General features: G+C 60.1%; 15 protein-coding genes. 7 read left to right on the top strand and 8 right to left on the bottom strand.

The window, feature by feature from the left end; all coding sequences use genetic code 11:
• Positions 1-697 (bottom strand): hypothetical protein (locus tag U9R61_RS05425; protein ID WP_322487801.1); only part of this gene is annotated, 697 nt, incomplete at its 3' end.
• Positions 698-1036: 339 nt separating this feature from the next.
• Positions 1037-3175 carry a BMP family ABC transporter substrate-binding protein gene (locus tag U9R61_RS05420; protein ID WP_322487800.1) on the bottom strand — a complete coding sequence of 713 codons (2139 nt, stop codon included), beginning with the start codon at positions 3173-3175 and terminating at the stop codon, positions 1037-1039.
• 316 nt (positions 3176-3491) lie between these two features.
• Between U9R61_RS05420 and U9R61_RS05415 the strand changes: the two genes are divergently transcribed.
• Together U9R61_RS05415 and U9R61_RS05410 are read left to right on the top strand one after the other, a co-directional pair.
• Positions 3492-4481, top strand: a complete 990-nt coding sequence (locus tag U9R61_RS05415; RefSeq protein ID WP_322487799.1) for an SPFH domain-containing protein — start codon at positions 3492-3494, stop codon at positions 4479-4481.
• Positions 4478-5389 (top strand): SPFH domain-containing protein, encoded by a 912-nt coding sequence (locus U9R61_RS05410; RefSeq protein WP_322487798.1) that lies wholly within the window; start codon positions 4478-4480, stop codon positions 5387-5389. Before U9R61_RS05415 ends, U9R61_RS05410 begins: the two co-directional genes overlap by 4 nt.
• A gap of 97 nt (positions 5390-5486) precedes the next feature.
• Here the strand turns inward: U9R61_RS05410 and U9R61_RS05405 are convergent, their stop codons facing one another.
• Entirely contained in the window at positions 5487-5708 is a 222-nt protein-coding gene (locus tag U9R61_RS05405; protein WP_322487797.1) for a type II toxin-antitoxin system prevent-host-death family antitoxin, read from the bottom strand.
• Positions 5709-6040: 332 nt separating this feature from the next.
• On the opposite strand from U9R61_RS05405, the gene U9R61_RS05400 reads away from it, so the two are divergent.
• The 5 genes from U9R61_RS05400 to U9R61_RS05380 all read left to right on the top strand — a co-directional run bounded on the left by U9R61_RS05400 (position 6041) and on the right by U9R61_RS05380 (position 12912).
• Positions 6041-6472 (top strand): Hsp20/alpha crystallin family protein, encoded by a 432-nt coding sequence (locus U9R61_RS05400; RefSeq protein ID WP_322487796.1) that lies wholly within the window; start codon positions 6041-6043, stop codon positions 6470-6472.
• 172 nt (positions 6473-6644) lie between these two features.
• The gene (locus U9R61_RS05395; RefSeq protein WP_322487795.1) at positions 6645-7610 is read left to right on the top strand and encodes a thiamine pyrophosphate-dependent dehydrogenase E1 component subunit alpha; all 966 of its coding nucleotides are present in this window, start codon (positions 6645-6647) and stop codon (positions 7608-7610) included.
• 20 nt (positions 7611-7630) lie between these two features.
• On the top strand, positions 7631-8662 hold the full coding sequence (locus U9R61_RS05390; RefSeq protein WP_322487794.1) for an alpha-ketoacid dehydrogenase subunit beta: 1032 nt from the start codon (positions 7631-7633) through the stop codon (positions 8660-8662).
• Positions 8663-9019: 357 nt separating this feature from the next.
• Positions 9020-11959 (top strand): DNA mismatch repair protein MutS, encoded by a 2940-nt coding sequence (gene mutS / locus U9R61_RS05385; RefSeq protein WP_322487793.1) that lies wholly within the window; start codon positions 9020-9022, stop codon positions 11957-11959.
• A gap of 17 nt (positions 11960-11976) precedes the next feature.
• Positions 11977-12912, top strand: a complete 936-nt coding sequence (locus U9R61_RS05380) for a bifunctional riboflavin kinase/FAD synthetase (RefSeq protein WP_322487792.1) — start codon at positions 11977-11979, stop codon at positions 12910-12912.
• A 64-nt stretch (positions 12913-12976) separates the two neighbouring features.
• Here the strand turns inward: U9R61_RS05380 and U9R61_RS05375 are convergent, their stop codons facing one another.
• The 5 genes from U9R61_RS05375 to U9R61_RS05355 all read right to left on the bottom strand — a co-directional run bounded on the left by U9R61_RS05375 (position 12977) and on the right by U9R61_RS05355 (position 20473).
• Positions 12977-13735 carry a 3-hydroxybutyrate dehydrogenase gene (locus U9R61_RS05375; protein WP_322487791.1) on the bottom strand — a complete coding sequence of 253 codons (759 nt, stop codon included), beginning with the start codon at positions 13733-13735 and terminating at the stop codon, positions 12977-12979.
• Between the two features lie 82 nt (positions 13736-13817).
• A complete protein-coding gene (locus U9R61_RS05370) occupies positions 13818-14462 on the bottom strand; it encodes a nucleoside monophosphate kinase (RefSeq protein ID WP_322487790.1) in 645 nt (214 codons plus the stop codon).
• A gap of 21 nt (positions 14463-14483) precedes the next feature.
• Entirely contained in the window at positions 14484-17021 is a 2538-nt protein-coding gene (locus tag U9R61_RS05365; RefSeq protein ID WP_322487789.1) for a protein kinase domain-containing protein, read from the bottom strand.
• A 58-nt stretch (positions 17022-17079) separates the two neighbouring features.
• Complete coding sequence (locus U9R61_RS05360; RefSeq protein WP_322487788.1) at positions 17080-17931, bottom strand: lamin tail domain-containing protein; 852 nt, start codon at positions 17929-17931, stop codon at positions 17080-17082.
• Between the two features lie 49 nt (positions 17932-17980).
• The gene (locus U9R61_RS05355) at positions 17981-20473 is read right to left on the bottom strand and encodes a mannose-1-phosphate guanyltransferase (protein ID WP_322487787.1); all 2493 of its coding nucleotides are present in this window, start codon (positions 20471-20473) and stop codon (positions 17981-17983) included.
• Positions 20474-20612 lie beyond the last annotated feature (139 nt).

Below are 20612 nucleotides of genomic sequence, written 5' to 3'. Positions count from 1 at the left end.
GGGTTTGGTCACGGGTCTGGTCGCCATTGGCCGGCGCAGCCGATGGTGTGGCTGATGGTTGTTGGTCGCGGGTTTGGTCACGGGTCTGGTCGCCATTGGCCGGCGCAGCCGATGGTGTGGCTGATGGTTGTTGGTCGCGGGTTTGGTCGTCATTCGCCGGGGCGTTCGCCGGGGCATTGGCCGGTTCGGCGGCAGGCGTAGCAGTACGGTTTTGGTTTTGGTCGCGATTTTGATTGTGGGTCTGATCGCCGTTCGGGGCGTTCGCCGGCCCTGCCGATGGTGTGGCGATATGGGTCTGGTCGCGGGTCTGGTCACGAATCTGGTCGCAGGTCTGGTTGCCGTTGCCCGGCTCAACAGGTGTGGTCGGGCAGGTGTGGTCGCGGGTCTGGTCGCGGGTGGCTGCTGGTGTTACTGACGGTTGCTGCGCACGAACTTGATCGCGCACTTGGACTTCAAGCATTGCCGGCGCGGCAGCCGTGGGCATGAGCAATGACTCAGCAGTTGGTTCGTCACCATGCACATCGCCGGTTGGTGAGGCCGGAATGTTGGGTTGAGTAGGTTGGGTAGCGCGCCAGAACACAAACGGCGGCGTTGCTTCGAGCCAGTGTGCGGCGGCATTCCCGCCCATTGCTAGCACCAAGGCCATACTGACAGTGAGTGCGACGGGCAGTAAGCGAGTGTAACGATGCCAGTTCATAATGCCCTCCTCTAACGTAAGCGTTTCCCGCTCTCACTGATCATGTCGCGCAATTGTGAAAAAAGTAACGACTTCGTTGGCAATGAGATTTCTTGGTCGCAATGCCATCGTGATGCTTGGCAGCGCTAAGCGGGAGCGGTGCTGACGTTGTGGGGGCGCTCATTTATCCCAGCAATACCATAGCGGTATGGTGCATAGCCTCTCTTTTCTCAAATCCAGTACATCTGCATGATGCCAACCGCTGCACGAATATGAGGCGCAAAGACTACCGGCGAGATATTGCGGAAGCAACATCTCGCCGGCGGTTATCGAGCGCTTAATGATGAACGTAGGTCGCGGTTAGGGCTGGAACGGCTTCGGATCAGGGATCGTAGCCGGATCGAGATCACCGCTGACCGGATCGACGCCAGTGGTCAGTTCACCCTTGGTCAGCGCGGCCAAAATCTCCTCCATACGGCGCTTGACCGCATCAGGCACCTCATTGGCCGTGTCGTGGTAATCGGCGTAGCCGATACCGCCATTGGCGGCCTCGTACATGGCAATGCCATTGCCCTTGAAGGTGCCGTTGACGACCGCCTTGATCTGGTCGTAGACGGCCACGTCAACCCGCTTCAACGCCGAGGTCAGCAACCGGTTAGCGCCGGGGGCGGTGCCACGGGCAAACGTCGTGAAGTATTCATCTTGATCGACGCCGATCACGTAGACACCGCGGGCGGCGGCCTCTTTGATCGCGCCGGAACCGGTTGGCCCGCCCGCACCCATAATCACATCAGCGCCCTCGCCAATCATTTGCTGGGCCGTGCTGGCGCCGAGCGCAGGGTCGATGAAGGTGGGCAGATAGACGCCGAGCAGGTTGATGTTGGGGTTGACATAGCGTGCGCCGTTATTAAAGGCGTTGCGGAAGCGCTTGACCGGCGGGATCTCTTGGCCGGCCACCACGCCGACGGTGCCGGTCTTGGTCATCATGCCGGCCAGCGCGCCAACCAAGAAGCCAGCCTGATCCTCGCGGAACTGCAAGCCGACCAGATTGTCGGTGACAGTGCCCGGCTCGTAGAACTGGTCAACGCCGATGAAGATGATGTCGGGGTGCTCGGCGGCGAACTTCTTGGTCGCATCGGCGATCAAGAAGCCGACGGTGATGATGACGTCGAAGCCCTCGTCGATGAAGGTCTGGATATTCTTCTCGTAATCGGCTTGAGCCTGCGTCTCGATATACTTGTACTCGAGCCCAAACTCTTGCGCCGCCCGCAATGCGCCGAGGTGGGCCGACTCGTTAAACGTGCCGTCGTTCACCTTGCCCAGATCTGTTACCAGTGCGATCCGGGGCAGCTTGACATCCGAGGAGCGGAACGGCTGCGGCGCGGGGATCGTAGCCGGATCAACATCACCGCTGACCGGATCGACGCCGGTGGTGAGCGTGCCATTGGTCAGTGCAGCGAGGATCTGCTCCATGCGCACTTTCACCTCGGCGGGCACGACGCTGGCGGTGTCGTGGTAGTCGGCGTAGCCGATACCGCCGTTGGCGGCCTCGTACATAGCGATTCCGTTGCCCTTAAAGGTACCGTTGACGACGGCCTTGATCTGGTCGTAGACAGCCACGTCAACCCGCTTGATCGCCGAGGAGAGGATCTTGTCGGCGCCGGGAGCCGAGCCGTTGGCAAAGGTGGTCACGTACTCGTCTTGGTCAACGCCGATGACGAACACGCCACGGGCGGCGGCCTCTTTGATCGCGCCGGAACCGGTCGGCCCACCCGCGCCAAAGATCACGTCCGCGCCGTCGCCGATCATCTGCTGGGCAGTGCTGGCGCCGAGGGCGGGGTCAATGAAGGTGGGCAGATAGACACCGAGCAGATTGATGTCAGGGTTAACAAAGCGCGCGCCGTTGTCGAAGGCGTTCTTGAAGCGCTTGACGGGCGGGATCTCCACGCCGGCCACCACGCCCACGGTGCCGGTCTTGGTCATCATGCCGGCCAGCGCGCCAGCCAAGAAGCCAGCCTGATCCTCGCGGAACTGCAAGCCGACCAGATTGTCGGTGACGGTGCCCGGCTCGTAGAACTGGTCAACGCCGATGAAGATGATGTTGGGGTGATCGGCGGCAAACTTCTTGGTCGCATCGGCGATCAAGAAGCCGACGGTGACGATCACATCGAAGCCCTCATCAACGAAGGTCTGAATGTTCTTCTCGTAGTCGGCTTGAGCCTGCGTCTCGATATACTTGTACTCGAGCCCAAACTCTTGCGCCGCCCGCAATGCGCCGAGGTGGGCAAACTCGTTAAACGTTCCATCGTTCACCTTGCCCAGATCTGTTACCAGCGCGATCCGGGGCTTGCCAGAATCTGTGGGGGCCGTCGTGGGAACGGCGGTCGGCGCCGCAGGCGCCGGCGTCGCGGTGGGCTGGGCCGTAGGCTGGCCACAGGCCGCCAGCATCGGCACGAGTAGCGTAAAGAGCGCTACCAGCGTCAGCAGAGTCTTGCGCATGTCTTCTTCTCCTGATCTACGACGATCGGATCCGTTCAGAAGCGCCATGGGGGCGAGCATGGCCCTTCTGTTTTGACGCACCAGATGGTACGCCTCGCAATCTGTGAGTCGGCGCGATTATAGCACATGTAGCGCAACTTTTTCAGCGGTATTCCGTATGGTATACTGAAGTCGTTACACGAAGGATAGAAGCTATGTCACACTGCTGCCGCTTCAGAATAGTGCCGGTTGGAGGCGGTGAATCGTCGTGAGTTCACGGTTGTCATGCCGTGAACTCGCTTGGTTTTGATGGCGGATATGTGTGTGAGGAGGGGCTATGGCCATTCCAGTAGGGATTGCACTGGGGTTATTAGCGTGGTTTATCGTTCGGTACATTGCGTTGAGTTTCTACACCGTCGATCAGAACGAACGAGCTGTCAAGACAATCTTTGGCCGGGCCGAACGCTTGCCGGGGCCGCCAGTTGATGATCCGTTTCTCGAGTATATGCGGCCCGAAGAGCGTGAGCGCTATCGCTATCCGCAAGTGCGGGTGATCCCTCCCGGCGGCCCGTACTTTAAGTGGCCGTGGGAGCGGATCTATAAAGTGTCGATTGCGACCCAAACCATCAATATGGCGCTCGATTTGGAAGATCCAACTGCTAATCAGGGCGGCAGGGTGCTCGAAGCCGTCACGAAAGACCAGCTCAACGTTGGCTTGAAGGGCCAGATCCGCTACCGCGTGTCGGAACGGCATCTCTACGCCTATTTGTTTGGCGTAAAAAATCCGGTCGTGCATGTGATGGGCTATTTTATCTCGATCCTGCGCGAACGGATTGCTAACTTTGCCGCGCCGGCGACCGAAACCGGGCAGTTGAACGTAATGCCGACTGAAGGCTCTGAAGTGACCGGCGTCTCGATCAACGATCTGCGCAAGAATTTGCGCGATCTCAACGAGCTGATGGATCGCGAGTGTTTGTCGTCGGCGGTGCGGTACGGGATCATTCTCGATGCCTCGCTGATCACCGAGATCGATGCACCGGCGGAGGTTGAGTCGGCCATGGCGGCGATTAACACCGCCCATAATCAAGTGTCGTCAGACATCAGCCTTGCGCAGGCCGCTGCCGACCAAAAGATCGTCCAGTCGAAACGGGCGGTCGAAATCGAGACGCTCAAAGCGCAAGCTGAAGTGGAGCCATTGCTCGCGCTGGCCGAGCAGTTGCGGGCCTTGAAAGCAAGCGGCTCTGACGCACTGCCGGCCTATTTGCGCAATGTCCGGCTTGGTCTGTATCAGCAGGCCGAGCGAGTGATTATGGAGGTGGAACAATGAACTTCCTGCTCTCCACGATTGTGGTCGCGTCGATTACGTTCGTCTCGGCGTTTATTCTCGCGCCAACCTTCTTCGGCTTTCTACGCTTATTCGGCTTCTACACCATCGTTCACGAAGGCACGTGCCACGTCTATACCCTGTTCGGCAGCGTGGTCGGCGTCTTGCGCGAGCCGGGGCTGGTGATTTTGCCGTTCCATCTGGGGATTAACGCGTTCCTGATCGGTTTCTTTGGCCGGCGGTACGTGATCGACATACGGCTTGATCAACGCTATCTGCGCAGCCAGCCGGTCAATTCGGAAGAGGGCGCGCCGATGGGAATCGGTGTGTGGTACGAGATGGCGGTGGTTGATCCGGTGGCCTACCTATTCAAGAACGTCGATCCGCAAGGCTCGCTGGCGGCGAATGTGAGCAATGCGGTGGTCCGCACGCTCAGCAATATGCCGTTGGCGCAGATGCTGGAAAACCGGCACGCGATGAGCCAAGCGGTGCGGGCCGAGGTGTCGCCGAAAGCGGCTGAGTGGGGTTACCGGCTGGGGTCGATCTACATCCGCAAAGTCCACTTCCGTGACATCAATATGATCCGGCAGATCGAGGCCAAGGTGGTCAACCGGCTGCGTCAGGTGACGTCGGCGATCCTGCAAGACGGTGCCAACCGGGTGAATATCATCACGAGCACTGCTGAACGGCAAGCAGCGATCGAGTTTGCCCGCGCCAAAGCGGTGCGTCCGCAAATCCTCGGTCAGGCGCTGGCGCGCATCGGCTCTGATCCGGAAGTGCGCGACGCGCTGTTTACCATTCTCGAGCTGCAAAATCTAGCCGAAAGTAAAGCGCGGGTGACGCTAGTACCGTCGCAAACCGATAACCGGATCATGCCGGCTTTAATGGCTGCTCAAGACGGGCGCCGGTAGGGGCTCTGCATCGCGGCTGGTGCTAAACCATGACGCGGGGGCGATACCATGCCCCCGCACCATGCTTGTTTTGCCAACAGCGTGTTCGTCCCATTCATCACCCATTCTGCTCACGGGCCCGTTCGGCCTGCATCGCCATTGCCCGCAGTTGTTCAAACAGCTCGATATTGAGCAATACCGCCGATGGATACCCTTTCTGGGTGATCACCACCGGCTGCCCACTCACCTTGGCTCGTCGAATGAGCGCTGCAAGGCTGGCCGCAGCCTGCGAGATCGGTACTACACCTCCCTGCAAGTCGATATTAATTGACCGTGCCATGGTTACACCCCTTTGGATTAGCACCGGTGATAGTGTAATCGCATTGTATCACGTTGGATACAAGCTGTATAGATCAGATTTATACTGTCTTTGTTCATTATTGTGCAGAGAAACAGTGGCCATAGTTGTGTTTGTGATGCCATGATTGACCAAGGCGGCTGGTCAATTTCCGGTGAGACCACTCGGAATTACGAATCGTTGCTGTAAATGTAGACACTGCTTTAACACTCTGCCAACGTCATTCTAACAATGCCTTGCTATTGTATAGTCAGGCTCGAAACGAGAGCACGACCACTGAAAAGAAATAACACGATGATGCAAGGAGGACGGCTATGACGAACATCACCCGCTGGGATCCCTTCCGCGAGATGACCCAACTGCTCGACGACACCTTCTTCACCGGCTTTACCGGTGTGATGCCGCGCAACGGCAGCTTGGTGCCGGCGCTCGACTTGAGCGAGACCGCTGATGCCTATCACGTCGAGATGGCGGTGCCCGGCATGACCGCTGATCAACTCAACATCACCTTCGAGAACAATGTGCTGACGATCAGCGGTGAGATTACGCAGAGCAGCGATCGCAAGGATCGCCAATATCACGTCACCGAGCGCCGCTATGGCCGCTTCAGCCGCAGCATCCGCCTGCCCAATCAGATCCATCCGGATCGGATTGAGGCCCGGCTTGAGAATGGTGTGCTGACGGTGACGGTACCGAAGGCCGAAGAGATCAAGCCGCGCAAGATTGCGGTGAACGTCGCTTACTAGTCGTCGCGCCAAGCATCACTGGTTTGCGCGAAGGGACATTGCCAAGCAATGTCCCTTCGTTTTTTGCACACACACCGTTCTTCATCGAGTACAATACCTCTATACCCCTCTTGTTGGCGGAATTACGGCAGGGACGCCGGCTGAGCGATGCCTTCACCGGCAAGGAGACGGCATGAACGAGATTGATGATGAATTGCTGCAACAAGCCCATTATTGGATGCGTCTGACCCGCGCGCTTGATGATCGTGGCGCCTTTCTCCACAAGCAGAGCAAAATTGTCGGCGGTTACTTTTCGCAGATTGGTCACGAAGCCCTCAGCGTGGCCGCGGCGCTGAGCCTCGGCCCCAAGGATATTATCGCGCCGATGCACCGCGATCTTGGCGCGTATCTGGTGCGCGGCCTGACCCCGCGCCGGATTTTGGCCCAGTGGCTGGGCCGCGAGACGGGAGTGACCCGCGGGCGCGATGCGAATCTGCACGGGATGGGTGATCTCAGCTTGGGGATTATCGGCTTTATTAGCCATTTGCCCGCCTCGACCGGTGTGATTGCCGGCGTGGCCCACGGTATCAAGCTGAAAGGCGAGCCGCGGGTGGCGATGTGCTTTTTCGGCGATGGCAGCGCCTCACAGGGGCTGGCCCACGAGGCGATGAATTGGGCGAGCGTGTTTAAGTTGCCGATGGTCATTATCTGCGAGAATAACCAGTACGCCTATTCCACCCCGCTCAGCCGCCAGATGGCGATCGAGCATATCGCGCAACGGGCTGCCGGCTACAATATGCCGGGGGTGATTGTTGACGGCAACGACTTTACTGCAGTTTACCATGCTACGAAAGAAGCGGTCGAGCGGGCGCGATCCGGCGGCGGGCCAACCTTTATTGAATGCAAGACGATGCGCATGCGCGGCCATGCCATCCACGACAACATGGCCTACGTACCCAAAGCGCTGCTGGCCGAGTGGGAGGCGCGCGATCCGATCGCCTGCATCGAAGCTGAACTGCGCGCGCGTGGCTTGCTCGATGACGCCAAGCTAGCCGCGTTGCTGGCCCGGATCGAAGCCGAACTCGACGAAGCGCAGGCGTTTGCCGAGGCGTCGCCGTACCCCGACCCGGCAACCGTGACCGATGGCGTCTATGCCTAACGCGCTGGCAGGAGGAAGTCATGACGTGGGATCAAGGATTGCATAAAGCGACCACCGTACTGGCCGGCGAGCAGGGGACGCGTGAGCTGACCTATCTGGAGGCGATCCGGGCCGCTTTGCGCTACGAGATGCAGCGCGACCGGCGCGTGTTGGTGATGGGTGAAGATATCGGCGTCTATGGCGGCGCATTCAAGGTGACGCAAGGCTTGATTGAGGAGTTTGGCGAAGATCGGGTGATCGATACCCCGATGACCGAGCTGGCGATGATCTACGCCGCAATCGGCATGTCGTTCGAGGGCTTTTTGCCGGTGGTCGAGATGCAGTTCGCTGACTTTATCTCGACCGGCTTCGATGCGATTGTGCAATTCGCCGCCACCAACCATTTTCGCTGGCGGCAGCCGGTGCCGATTACGATCCGTGCCCCCGGCGGCGGCGGTCTGCGCGCCGGGCCGTTCCATTCCCAATCCAACGAAGCGTGGTTTGTCCATACCCCCGGTCTCAAGGTCGTCGCGCCGGCCACCCCTGCCGACGCCTACGGCCTGCTGCTCAGCGCCATCCGTGACTCCAACCCGGTCATCTACTACGAGACCAAGTATCTCTACCGCTCGCTGAAAGGGATGGTTCCGGAGGGCGAGGCGTTGGTGCCGATTGGCCAAGCGGCGGTGCGGCGCAGCGGCGAAGAGTTGAGCATCATCGCCTACGGTGCCATGGTGCAAGAGGCGCTCAGCGCGGCGAACGAACTCGAACGTGCAGGTCATAGTATTGAGGTGATCGATCTGCGCACGCTCAAACCGCTCGACGAAGCGGCGATTTTAGCTACCGCGCGCAAGACCGGCAAAGTGCTGATCGTGCATGAAGCCAACAGTACGTGCGGCGTCGGCGCTGAAGTAGCCGCAATCATTGCCGAGCAAGCCTTCGAGTATCTCGATGGGCCGATCACCCGGTTGGCTGCACCCGATACGCCGGTGCCCTACAGTCCGCCGCTCGAAGACGCTTACCGGCCCAACGCCGCCAAAATTCTCGCTGCCGCCTGCGAGTTGTTGGCGTATTAGGGGTTGGGGAGTGCAGCTAGGCATAGCTCTCGTGCTCGCGGGGGATTGCTTCGCCGCGCGGGGCAGAGCATCGCGCTGCCCTACGCGCGGCTCGTGCTGACAGAGGGTCACGCATGTCATTGCGAGGGGGCGCAGCCCCCGAAGCAATCTCCTGCTATAGCGAGAACGAACGCTGAGCGGGTGCGTTCCAAGCTCGCGGGGGATTGCTTCGCCGCGCGGGGGCAGAGCATCGCGCTGCCCTACGCGCGGCTCGCGCTGACATCCGGCGGAATATGCTATCATAGCGCGGGTAGTTATGATCGTCGCGCTAGGCGGAGGCATTGCCGTTCTAAGCTCCCGCACAACGATAAGAAACCCATGGCCGCTATCGAACTGCATGCGTGGTATCGCCAATATCGCAAACTCAAAGAAGAGGCTGCTGACGCTATCCTGCTCTTCCGCTTCGGCGATTTTTACGAAACCTTCGACGATGATGCCAAGCTGATCGCGGAATTGCTTGACGTAACATTGACGCGCAAAGAGTACGCGGTCGATAAGCGTGCCCCCAAAGATCAGCAGAAGCTCTATGCGCCGATGGCGGGGATGCCTTACCACGCGGTTGATCGCTATGTCAGCGAGTTGGTGGCGCGCGGCTACCGGGTGGCAATCGCCGAGCAGTTGAGTGAGACCGAGGCGATGCGCACCGATACCCGCCCCCGTTCGGTCTACGCCGCCGGGTTGACCCCGCTCGAAAGCAGCGGCAAGATGGTGCAGCGGGCAATTGTGCGGATCATTACGCCGGGTACGGTGATCGATCCGGCGATGTTGCCCGACCGCACCAACAACTATCTGGCTGCGGTGATTGTTGAAGCGGAAAAGGTGGGTTTGGCGTATGCCGATCTCTCAACCGGCGAGTTTGCTGCCGCCGAGTTTACCGATGCTCGCGCGCTGATCCAGTTGCAAGCCGAATTAGCCCGTCTCCGTCCCGCTGAAGTATTAGTGCCAGACGATGAGTCGTTGCGGTTGCCGCATCTGACCCCGGTGCAAGCTCGTCTCAGCCAAGATTTGGCCCCGCTGACCAAGGAAGAGCGTGAGGCGCTGTTGCCCCACGAGCGGGTGGCGCGCCGGCTTGACGGCGTCAGCGCGGCGAGTTGGACGCAGGGTGAAGTGACGGAGTGGACAGCGTGGCGTTGGGAGTTGGCGACTGCGGCTGAGGCGCTGCACGAGCAGTTGGCGGTGGCTTCGCTGGCGGTATGCGGCCTCGATAACCGGCCTTTGGCGACGCGCGCCGCTGGCGCGTTGATCCAGTATGCCCAGATGACCCAGCGCCAGCGCGTCAGCCAACTGCGTCATTTGCGCGTCTACCATACCGGCGCTTCCATGCTGCTCGATCCGCAGACGCGGCGCAACCTCGAATTGCTTGAAAGCAGCGGGCGGCAGGGGAATAAGGCGTCGCTGATTGGCGTGCTCGACCGGACTTGCACCGCGATGGGGGGCCGGTTGTTGCGGCGCTGGATTACCCAGCCCTTGATTGTGCTCGAACCGCTGCAAGTGCGCCAGCATGCCGTGGCCCGGCTGGTGTTCGAGACGATGGCTCGTCTTGAGTTGCGTTCGGCGCTGGCCGAGCTGCCTGATATGGAGCGAGCGTTGAACCGGATCGCGCAAGGGATCGCAGTGGCGACGCCGCGCGATATGGTGCAGTTGCGGGCGGCGTTGCGTAAACTGCCTGCCGTGGCGCAAGCGGTTGAGCACCTCTTGCCCGATCTGCTCGCGCCGGAGATGGCGGGCGAACCGGCGCCGGCGCTCGATCTGTGCAGCGATGTGCTCGATCTGCTCGAACGGGCGCTTGATGAAGACCCGCCGGCCCTGCTCGGCACGTCGAACTATCTGCGCGCCGCCGAAGAGGGCGGTGAGCGTCCGCGCCGGGTGATCCGGCCCGGTTTCGACCAGCGGTTCGATGCGTTGATCAATGCCAGCCGCCATGCTCAAGAGTTCATTGACCGCTTGGAGAGCAAAGAACGCGAGCGCACCGGCATTCGCTCGCTCAAGGTGAGCTACAACCAAGTCTTCGGCTACTACATCGAGATCTCGCGCGCGGTTGACCCCAAGCTCATCCCGGCGCACTACGAACGCAAACAGACGTTGGTCAATGCCGAGCGATATGTCACCGAAGAACTGAAATATTACGAGAGCCTGCTCAGCGATGCGCGCCTGAAACTGGTCGATCTCGAACGGGACATCTTCCAGCGTCTGTGCGACGACATCCAGCAGCACCTCGACCGGCTGCGAGCGACGGCAGCGGCAGTGGCGCGGCTCGATGCGCTGGCGGCGCTGGCCGAAACAGCGGTGCGCGGGCGCTATGTGCAGCCGGCGTTGCGCACCGATCGGGTGTTGCGCATCAAGCAAGGCCGCCATCCGGTGGTTGAACGCACCCTCAGCGAGCCGTTTATCGGCAATGACATCGAACTTGACGGCGACAACGTCCAGATTCTGATCATCACCGGTCCCAATATGGCCGGCAAGAGCACCTTCTTGCGCCAAGTGGCCTTGATTACGCTCATGGCGCAGATCGGCTCGTTTGTGCCGGCTGATGAAGCCGAAATTGGACTAGTCGATCGCATTTTCACCCGGATTGGCGCGCAAGACGACATTGCCACCGGCCAGAGCACCTTTATGGTCGAGATGACCGAAACCGCAGCCTTGCTGATGCAGAGCACCCCCCGCTCGCTGATCATTCTCGACGAAGTGGGGCGTGGCACCAGCACCTACGATGGCATGGCGATTGCACGTGCCGTGGTGGAATACATCCATGACGATCCGCAGCTTGGTTGCCGGACGTTGTTCGCCACCCACTACCACGAGCTGACGGCGCTGGAAGGTGAGTTGGCGCGCGTCCGCAATTACCACATGGCGGCGATCGAGCGTGATGGACGGGTGGTTTTTCTGCATGAACTGCGCCGCGGCGGTGCCGATCGTTCGTATGGCATTCACGTCGCCGAACTGGCCGGCATTCCGGCGCGTGTTATCGGGCGGGCGAACGAATTGCTCGCCGAGCTGGAAGGGCGGGCGGCTGAACCGGTGGCGACGCGGAGCAACGTTGAGCCGGATGGCATGATTGAACCGCCAGCGCCGCGCCAGCCTGAACCGGCGCCTGCAGCGCCGGCCCGCCCGCCAGCGACGAGCATGCAACTCTCGTTCTTTGATCTCGCGCCGCATCCGGTGGTAGAGTACATTCGGAGGCTGCGGATCGAAGAGTTGACTCCGCTAGAAGCGTTAAACCGGCTGGCCGAATTGCAGCGGCTGGCAGATCAGGGATAGAAACGGAGCAGGAAGCCTTGCAGATCGCCCGCGACCTTACTCCCGGCTTGGCCAACCGGGCGACAGTGTTAACCATTGGCCGTTTCGATGGCGTCCATCTCGGCCATCAACAACTGATTCGCACCACGGTAGAACGGGCGCGCGCGCTTGACATGCTGAGCGCCGTGCTGACGTGGGAACCGCATCCGCGTGCAGTGTTGCAACCCGGCCAGCCGTTGCAACTGCTGAGTGATCTCGATGAAAAGATCGAGCAGATCCGGCGGCTCGAACCGGATCTGCTCATTATTGCCCCCTTTACCGAAGAGATTCGTCGCATGGCAGCTGTCGAGTATATGGCGCGGATTAGCGCGGCGCTGCCGGTGCGCGAGATCTGGGTGGGTGAAGATTTTGCTATGGGGCGTGGGCGCGAGGGTGACATCCCGCGCTTGATGGAGATCGGGCGAGAATTGGGGTTTGCGGTTGGCGCGCTCAGCAAATACACCGTTGCCGGCATTCCGGTCAGCTCATCGCGCATCCGCGAGCTGGTGCTGGCCGGCAATGTTGCCGGCGCCGGCGCGTTGTTGGGGCGGCCATTCGCACTACGCGGGATCGTGATCCACGGTGACGGGCGGGGACGCCAGATCGGCTTTCCTACCGCCAATGTCCAAGTCAGCCCTGATGTCGCCTTGCCGGCCAACGGCGTCTACGCCTGCCGGGCCTATCTTGCCACCGGTGAGGTTGTGCCGGCAGTGACCAACATCGGCATCCGCCCGACCTTCAACGGCATGCGGCGCGTTGTTGAAGCGTATTTGCTCGATTGGGAGGGCGACCTCTACGATCAACCGCTACGCCTTGAGCTGCTGATGCGGCTGCGCAACGAACGCAAATTCAACGGCATTGACGAGTTGGTCGCCCAAATCCATCACGACGTGGCCGAAGCGCGGGCCGTGTTGGGCGTACCCGCGCGGTCGTAGGGGCACTGCGCCGCAGTGCCTCTACGACCGCACCGCAATGCCTAAGCATTGCAGCGCAATGCCCCTACCGCGCCGTCCAACCCAAAGCGATCTCGTACACCGATCCAGTGATGGCGCTAGCGGCCTCGGAACAGAGGAACGCCGCCAAACCAGCTACCTCAGAAGGCTCAATCAGGCGCTTAATCGCTGCCGGTTCGAGCATGACCTTCTCGATCACCTGATCTTCGGGAATGCCGCGGGTACGGGCTTGATCGGCGATCTGTTTTTCGACCAGCGGCGTGCGCACGTAAGCTGGTGCGATCAGATTAACGGTAATCCCGTGGGGGCCGCCTTCCAGCGCCGCGGTGCGGGTGAAACCGAGCAAACCATGCTTCGCCGAGATATAGGCGCTCTTGAAGGGCGAGGCGCGCAGGCTATGCACCGAACCGATATTCACAATCCGCCCGCGCCCATTCGCCTTCATGCTCGGCCAGACATACTTCGTGAGCCGGAAGGGGGCGGTTAACATCACCGCGATCATTGTCTCCCAGCGATCTTCGGGGAACTCTTCGATCGGATCAATGTGTTGAAAGCCGGCATTGTTAATCAGCGCATCTACCCGGCCATACGCATTGAGCGCCGCATCGACGGCTTGCCGGCAGCCGGCCTGCGTCGCGAGATCGACCCCCACAAAGATACCGCCGAGCCGCTCGGCGACTGACTCGCCGGCTGGGCCGGGCATATCAACGATCACGACCCGATAGCCATCGGCAGCAAACCGTTCCGCGCAGGCCAAGCCGATCCCGCTCGCTGCGCCGGTAATCAGCGCCACATGCCTGTTCATCGTTGAACCTCCTCTTACACACGCCCATTGCCGCTATTGTAGCATAGTGCGCGGTGATGCTGCGTCGCTGGGTTGGAGAAGCTCAAAGCTGCAAGGCCGCGCGGATTGCCGCTACGATCGCCGGCGGCGGCTGAGCGGCATTGACGTGATGCACCACCCCGCGCGCTGCATAAAAATCGAGCACGGGGGCGGTTGCTTGCTCGTAGAGCTGGAGACGGGCGCGGATAACGTCGGGTTGATCGTCGTCGCGTTGCATTAACACACCGCCGCGGGCCAAACATTGGGCGATGGTCTCAGTATCGTCGATATGCAGCGTCACATCGCGCCCATCGGGGCTGCGGCAGACGCGGCGACCACTGAGGCGATGAATGATCGTCGCTTCGCTGAGATCGAGCACAATCACGACATCAACTTGCCGGCCCTGCTCGGCCAGCAGCGTTTCGAGCATCTGCGCTTGGGCTACGCTGCGCGGATACCCATCGAGCAGGCAGGGTTGCGAAGGCGGGATCGCATTCAACCACGAGCGCATCAGCTCGGCCATCAGCGCGTCGGGTGCCAACTGCCCGTGTTCGAGCAGCGCCCCAATCTGTTGTCCGATTGGAGTTTGGGCCCGAATCTCGGTGCGCAATTGCTGGCCGGTGGCAATAATGGCCATCCCGGTCTCGCGCGCCAATTGAGTAGCGATGGTCGTTTTACCCGCACCGGGTGGGCCGATTAAGAGAATCATTGGTGCTGTCACATTCGTGCGTTACTTTGATACGCGCGCAATGGCTTCATCAATACCGCGATAATTCGGGTTGAGGCGCTTGGTCTCTTGGAAGGCAGCTAATGCCTCGGCGCGCCGGCCCTGCTCTTCATACGAACGTCCTAACCCAAAATAGGCGCTGGCGTAAGTTGGATCAAGCTCAACCGCTCGCTTAAACATGGGTTCCGCTTCAACGTAGTGATTGCTGAGCAAGAGGCTCCAGCCGAGACCATTGAAAATCTCTTCTTCTTGATCGTCGATTTGGCGGGCGCGTTCAAAAGCCTCAATCGACTCACTGTACCGCTCTTGGTACTGCAAAATCCACCCCAACCCGTTATGGGCCAACACGAAGTAGTCATCGCGTCCGATCGACTGGCGATACGCCTCTTCCGCCTCTCGATACAACGTGTCTTGGGTGGCTTGATCAGTACTGTTAAAGCCAGCGAACAATGTGGCTTCACCCAGATACCCGTAAGCGGTTGCCGAATGGGGATTGATGTTAATCGCTTGTTGGAAGTAGTCGATCGCTTCATCCCACTGGCCATCGTCAAAGGCGAGCCGGCCTAGCCCAAGCAGGGCGAGGCTTTCGTTGGGGTTAAGTTGGAGGGCCTTATTGAAGGCTTGGCGCGCCTTGCTGGCGTCGCCGTCAAGATTGGCAACCCAACCGAGGCCGGCTTGGGCAGGGCTGAAGTTGGGGTCAAGTTCGAGCGCGCTGTTGAATTCAGCGCGCGCGGATTCGGTATCGTCGTTGGCGGCTAGATAAATGGCGCCGAGTTCGTAGTGAAAGAACGCCAAGGCTGGATAGCTGTCAATCGCTGCTTCAAGGCTGGTGATTGCCTGCTCAAGCACATTCGGGTCGTCACGCAGCCGAAAATCTTGCCCGAAGGCCCAGCCGATCAGAGCTTGGGCAAAGGCGCGACTAAGCGGATCGGCAGCGTCGAGCCGGTCTTCCGCATTACCAATCGCAGTAAATGCGTCGTTCATGAGGCTATTGTTGCGGCTATCTGCGGCATTAGAAGCCAGTGCCGCTGCATATAATGCATAGCCAAGCGCAACCGAGTCGTCAGTAGCAATCGCTTCTTCGCCAGAGATGCGCGCGTTCACCACATCACCGAGCTGGAAGTAGCCGTAGCTGCTGAGGCTCAGGCCTAGGGCCTGCGCTTGGGAGTTGGGAGATGCCAACAACGGTTCGGTGGCAGCAATCGCATCTTCCCACTTACCCTGTGCCAACAAAGCGCCGGCCAGCCGGGCATGGGCGGTCATATTGTTGGCATCGGCGGCAATGGCCGAGCGGTACGCGCTGATCGCATCGGCTAAGCCGCCGAGGCGGGCCAGCGCCGCGTCGCCATCGGCAATCAGTTGGTCAGCTTTGCTGGTGAACACCTCTGGTTCGCTAGGCCGCGAAAAGACAAACGTGGCGATGCCACCGCCGATGAGCAGCAGCACCACAATGATTCCCGCGATGATCCCAACCGGTGCGCCTTTGCGGGTAGCTTGGGTCGGTACCGTTGGCACGTTCAGCGGGTTGGGGGCTGGAACGGTTGGCGCGGCGCTGTAGGGTTGCGCGACCGGCGCTGCCGGCGCCTGCACATACACCGGCGGCGGGGTAGCCGCTCGCGCAGGGCTAGGCCAGTTGGGTGTACCGATCGCTGCTGCCGGCATGCCTCGCTGCGGTGTCAGCGGTCGGCTAAGGTCATGCTCGCTCATCCCAACCGCTTGCCGGAGCGCCACCACCATTTCTGCCGCCGAAGCAAACCGCGCTTCCGGCTTGCGGGCCAGCGCGCGCATAATCACATCTTCCACCGCGGGCGGCAGGTCGCCACGCACGTCGCGGGGCGGAATCGGCGCATGCACAAGGCGCGCAGCCAGCATCGCCATCGGCGTTTCGGCTTTGAAGGGAAAAGCCCCGGTCAAGAGTTCGTAAAGCATCACCCCGAGCGCATAAATATCGGTGGCCGGCCCGACATTCGGCAAGCCTTGCGCCTGTTCAGGCGACATATATTCGGGTGTGCCCATCACCGTGCCGGCCATGGTCAGGCCGCCGGTGTTGCCGCCAGTGCCACGCGCCAAGCCGAAGTCGGTGAGGTAGATCCAGCCATCATCGGTAATCATGACGTTCGAGGGCTTAATATCGCGGTGAATAATCCCTTGCCGGTGGGCGTAATCGAGCGCCTCTCCCACCTGCGCCAGAATCTGCGCCGCGCGGGTGACGGGCAACGCACCCTCTTGCTCAAGCAACTGCTTGAGCGTCCGCCCCTTAATAAACTTCATCGCGATGTAATGATAGCCGGACACCTCGCCGACCTCATAGATCGGCATAATATGCGGATGTTCAAGCCGGGCCGCGCTGCGCGCCTCTTGGCGAAAGCGAGCGATATAACTCTGATCGCTAGTTAGGCTCGGCGGCAGAATCTTCAGCGCCACGATCCGATCGAGATCAGTCTGGCGTGCTTTATAAACGACCGCCATACCGCCGCGTCCCAACTCCGAGAGGATCTCAAACCGGCCGATGGTCTGACCAACTAGTGACACGTCACTCATAAGTATCGCTCGCTAGCGGGGTGAATGGCGCCACCCGCACTCCTGTCGACAACCAACATTATGCACCGGCTGCATAGGTATAACGACTGATCAGGTTGCCATTTGCATCTCGCAAGACGGCAGTATCGCCAGTATTATTCCAAATCGGCCGGCGCGATCCCCAATAGAGGTTATTGGCATCATTGACGCCAGCCTTCGTCCACAATTTCACTTCAGCGCCGCCGGCTAAAGTAAAGGCGGGGAAGGTATAGCTGTGTTTCGCGCCTTCGTCAATCAACATCCACCCCGTGAGATCAACCGGTTCGTGGGAAGCGTTGGTAATCACCACAAATTCACCCTCAAGATCATTGCCAGGCGGATCGTACTCAATGTAGGTAATGCTGACATTGGGCGGTTCAGCCACCAGCCGTTCAATATCAATAATCGACTCGGACACCTCATCGGTCAATAGTTCGGCTACATCTTCTTCGATGAGTTCTTCGTCAATGGTTGGTTCCGGCGTGACCGTCACCGGCAGGCGCTCCTCTGCTGGAGCAGCGGTTTCAGTTTCTACCTCTGCTGGCGCAGTCGTTATCGCAACGGTCTGGGTAGCAGCCGGTTCGACCATGGCCTCTTCCGGGGTAATGATCACAGTCAGATGCTGTTCAGGTTCCGGCTGGCGACTGCGGGCCGGCGGCGCCTCATCAATCCAGCGCTTAATCTCGTATTCAGCGATGCGGGCGAAATCACCGGGCAGGCTAGCAAAGCCGTGACTCAGCTCGTAGAGCGCGCGTTCCATATGGGTGCGGCTTTGGGCAGGCAGCAAGCCAAGCGGCAGCCGCAAGAGACCGTACCCAAACCGGCCAATCCGAACGGTGGTCGTCTCGATCGCGTCGTAAAGCGGATCATTGTTCCTTGAGCGGGTAGACATCGCACCCTCCTCGTATACGGCCAAGCCAGCGGTCGCCAATCGATTGGCGTTATTGTAAACTCGTCACCAAACCAGCGTACTTATCGGTCAAGATCCGGGCATGCTCTTCGCTGCTGCCTTCGGCAATGACATGGAAGAACGGCCCATCGGGATCGGGCAAAATCAGCACCCATTCATGCCCCAGCTCGATCTTGATGCCATCGATCTGCTCGCCGTGGCGTTCGTGGTACTGCTGGTTAAGAATACGCATCACCTTGCCTTTGCTTTCCCAGCGACAGGGGACGCGCGTCTGCCAGAGGTAATAGGGCGGCAAATCGGCCAGCACCTCGCTGAGGGTGGTTTGATTCTGGGTGAGCAACTCCATCAGGCGGGCAATGGCGAACATCCCATCGGCGACGGGGTAGAAGTGGGGGAAGATATAGTTACCGGTGCCATCACCGAGCAACAACAGATCGGGCCGTTCGGCGGCCAAATTCATGAGCGCGCCGAGATTTGCGCGGGTGCGAATGATGCTGCCGCCATAGCGGGCGGCAATCTGCTCGAAGGCGCGGGGGGCGGTGACCGGCACCGCCACAATGCCGCCGCCGGCGGCGCGCATCGCCAGCGCGGTCATAGCGGCCAGCGCGCGCAACGCATGCAGCCGTTGACCGCGATCATCGATCAGAAAGATCTTTTCGCCGCTCGGGTCAAGGCGCACGCCAAATTGCGCGCCGACAACCGGCGTAATCTTGGTGAGCCGGGTCATAGCCGCCTCAAAGTCGGCGCTGGTCTGAAACACCATTCGCTCATCGAGATTCACGTTCAGCTCAACCGCATCTGCCCGCATGCGGCGTAAGATCTCGGTCATTACCGTGCTGGTGCTGGTGTTTGCATAGTCAATGACGATCGGAAAGCCTTTGCCAAAGGCGGCATTTTGACCGAGCGCGCGCATAAAGGTGGTGCGATAGCGCTCTTCGACATCTTCGCCGTAGAAGATGCGGCCAATCTCATCGAGGTAGGCGCGCCGGTAATCTTCGCGGAAGAAGGTGCTCTCGATCTTGCGTTCGGTAGCGCTGTTGATGTCCAGTCCAAGATGGTTGAAAAACTTAATCTCGGCGACGCGATTATCAAATGGCGAGATCCTCACATGCACGCCGCCGGCGGCGCCGCTGGCGTGGGTGTAGTAGCGGGCGAGCGGGATGGGTACATTGCGCAGATCGCAGACATTGACCCCGGCCGAAGGCAAACCGGCGACAATGGCCCGCTTGAGCATACGCGGCGTAAAGTGCGCATCGCGGTTAATCGTGACGGTTGCGCCGCGGGGCAAGGTTGCGCCGTAGGCTGCCCCCAGCCGGGCGCACATCTCAGGAGTGATCTCGATATTGACCAATCCGGTGATGCCATAGCGGCCAAACAGCACGCGCCGGCCTTGGTTGCCCCAGATGATGCTTGAGGTGACGGTAGCGCCTTCATCGACCTCTTTGGAAGGCCAAATCTTGACATTGGGCTGCACGACCGCACCAGCGCCGATCTGCACCCCATCGCCGATCACGGCCCCCTCGAAGATCATCGCGCGCGAACGAATATTGCACTGGCGCAGCACGATGGCGCCACGTAGTTCGGCCCGTTCGCCGATGTACGAATTGCGCCAAATGATCGAGCGATCGATATTTGCCCGCGAGTCAACGATCGTATAATCACGGATCACCGACGGCCCATGAATGATCACGCCGCCCTTAATCTTGGCTCCATGACCAAGATAGATCGGCCCGTGCAATTGGGCGTCAGGCGCGATTTCGGCGTCGCGGTCAACCCAGACATCGCCGCCGATGTTGTGGCCGATCCGCGGCAGATTGACCTTGCCGGCCAGATAATCACCGCAGGCGCGCATATACTCTTCAATCGTGCCAACGTCCGTCCAGTAGCCGTTGGCGATGTAGCCGTGCAGCCGGTCGCCGCGGTGGAGCATACGCGGAAAGATATCTTTCGACCAGTCAGTGACCCGGCCACGCTCGATGTAGCTAAAGATGTCAGGGTTGAAGACGTAGATGCCAGTGTTGACCGTATCGGAAAAGACCTCGCCCCAGCTCGGCTTTTCGAGCAACTGGCGAATCCGGCCTTGCTCGTCAGTAATGATCACCCCGTAGTCAAGCGGGTTGGCGACGCGAGTCAAGGTGACGGTGGCCGTGGCGCCAGAGGCAATATGATGCTCGATGATTTGAGTCAGGTTGAAATCGGTCAGGGCATCGCCAGAGATAACGAGGAACGGCTCGGTCAGCAGATGTTCGGCATTCTTGACACTCCCGGCGGTGCCGAGCGGCACCTCTTCGAGCGAGTAGGTAATATTCACGCCATAGGCGCTGCCGTCGCCGTAGTAGTCTTGAATCACGTTGGCGAGATACTGCACCGTAATGATAATATCGGTGATCCCGTGCAGTTTGAGCAACTCAATAATATGCTGCATCACCGGTCGATCGACCAGCGATACCATCGGCTTCGGGCGATTAATCGTGAGCGGTCGCAGGCGAGTGCCCTCGCCGCCGGCCATCACAACGGCTTTCATGGCGGCTCCTGCTGGCTGTCGATACCGCGACGACGGTGCTACGCAGCGGAGGGGGCGTCATTCCACAATGATGCTACCTTGACCCCTTTAGTATATCATGCCACGAACCTGCCCGGCAACCGCTTGCGGGCCGCGCTAT

This window comes from Chloroflexus sp., from assembly GCF_034431535.1.
Classification (GTDB): Bacteria; Chloroflexota; Chloroflexia; order Chloroflexales; family Chloroflexaceae; genus Chloroflexus.
Note: the sequence above shows the minus strand (reverse complement) of the source record. Positions and strands in the feature narration are given on the sequence as shown.